Raw genomic sequence first — 1,664 nt, 5'->3', positions numbered from 1 at the left:
CTAAAGAAGGAAGTACAATAATGGAAGTTGAGACAATTAAATTAAATGATAAAGAAACATCTAATTGTGAAGTATGTGGTGAACCTACAAAGAAATTTAGTTTAAATATGTGTGAAGAATGCTTTGATGAAGAAACTGATAAATATTATGATGGAGGAAGAGACGATGATGAATAAGCCATGATAACTTATATTATTAAATTCTTTGAGTGATTAGCCCACTGAATAACAATTTAATATGAACAAAGCAGGAATTAAGAAGCAAATATTAATTTGCAATAGATGCAAAGCAACATTAGGTAAAGTGGATAGATTTGGTAAGAGAGATGTTAAGAAATATGTATGTTCAATACATTGTAGAACTTGCAGTCCAAACTATATTTGAGAAAATTAATATGAATAAAACTTCTTTATTACCATCTGTAGTTAGAATGCTAACTTTAAGTACTATACCACCACTTACTTATTTTGCTGTAACACAATATAATGAATTAAATAAAATTGAGTTACCTGAATTACCTATTGAAATAGAGCCAGAAATAGTAGTAAAACCTTCTGAACCACAAAAAAGAATAAGAAAAGTATGAAGACAAACTTCTGGTAGAAAATTTAGTGAAGTATTTAGTTCTTACTATACTTCATATAAATATACAGATGGACAATTAAATAGTATGTGTAAAAATGGATACGTTTATCAAATATTCAGAAATTGGTGTAAAGAAGCTAAATTTGAAATAAAAGAAGAAGAAGTAAAATAATGAGTTTCATAAAAGTATTTGGATTAATTTCTGCTTCTGCTTTAGGTACAGCAGGAACCATATATGGAGGTCATTCTGTAGTTGACTATGTTAAAGAAAGAAATAAATTAAAGGATAAATTAAATTTTGTTGAATACAATTTATCTAATATTGAAGCAAAACATAGACAAGCTATTAATACATTGGTTACTGAAAGAGATGCTCTTAAAACAGCTTTGGATAAAACAAGATGAGCTCTTGAAAGGGGTAAAGATTTTATTATGAATGATATCAAAAAAATTAGAGCAATGAAAGGTACTTTACAAGGCAGAACAGATTTAATTTACAAATCAGAAAAATTTCTGGAAGAGCCTTATAGAAAGATTGCTGAAAACTTTCAAAATGCTTCTTACTTAACTCAAACTTAAATTTTATTTAATTATGGAGTTTAAAGACCTTGTAAAGAGGTTATTAAATTTCTTAGAACAAGAAACAAATCAATTTAAGACACTTACTAATAATGAAGAAGAGCATTTGGCAATGGTACAATACTGCAACTTACTTAAGGCAATTGAAGAATATACATTAAAGAAAACTGAAGATGGTACATATGACAGAGATTCTTATTGCAAAATTAAAGATGGCTTAAATATATTAAAGAAAAGAGTAAATGAAGAATTATTAACTAAAGAATGAGAAAGATACATAACTATATTTTTTTCTGGTAAGGAAAAAAAATTCAGAACAATGACTACTAATTATGGAAAAGAAATTTGAAAAAGAGAAGATACTGATGAAGGTCAAATAGCAAGAAAATATTGACATAAAATACAAGTAATAATTGGTGATTACCACAAAGAATTAAGAGAAGAAAATAAAATTAAAAATAGCCAATTTACTGATTTTCTACCAATTTCACAGAGCAATT

The 1,664-nt window shown here is 26.8% G+C and carries 4 protein-coding genes; all 4 read left to right on the top strand.

What is annotated here, in order from left to right; translation table 4 throughout:
- The first annotated feature begins 237 nt into the window (after window positions 1-237).
- Entirely contained in the window at window positions 238-393 is a 156-nt protein-coding gene (locus A6V39_RS00240; RefSeq protein ID WP_187149661.1) for a hypothetical protein, read from the top strand.
- A gap of 1 nt (window position 394) precedes the next feature.
- Window positions 395-757, top strand: coding sequence for a hypothetical protein (locus A6V39_RS00235; protein ID WP_187149660.1), 363 nt, complete (start codon window positions 395-397; stop codon window positions 755-757).
- Window positions 757-1,164, top strand: a complete 408-nt coding sequence (locus A6V39_RS00230) for a hypothetical protein (protein WP_187149659.1) — start codon at window positions 757-759, stop codon at window positions 1,162-1,164. Before A6V39_RS00235 ends, A6V39_RS00230 begins: the two co-directional genes overlap by 1 nt.
- A gap of 13 nt (window positions 1,165-1,177) precedes the next feature.
- The coding region (locus A6V39_RS00225; protein WP_187149658.1) for a hypothetical protein at window positions 1,178-1,664 on the top strand (487 nt) is incomplete at its 3' end.

This window comes from Candidatus Mycoplasma haematobovis (genome assembly GCF_001645765.1).
In the GTDB taxonomy this organism is placed as follows: Bacteria; Bacillota_I; Bacilli_A; order Mycoplasmatales; family Mycoplasmoidaceae; genus Eperythrozoon_B; species Eperythrozoon_B haematobovis.
Note: the sequence above shows the minus strand (reverse complement) of the source record. Positions and strands in the feature narration are given on the sequence as shown.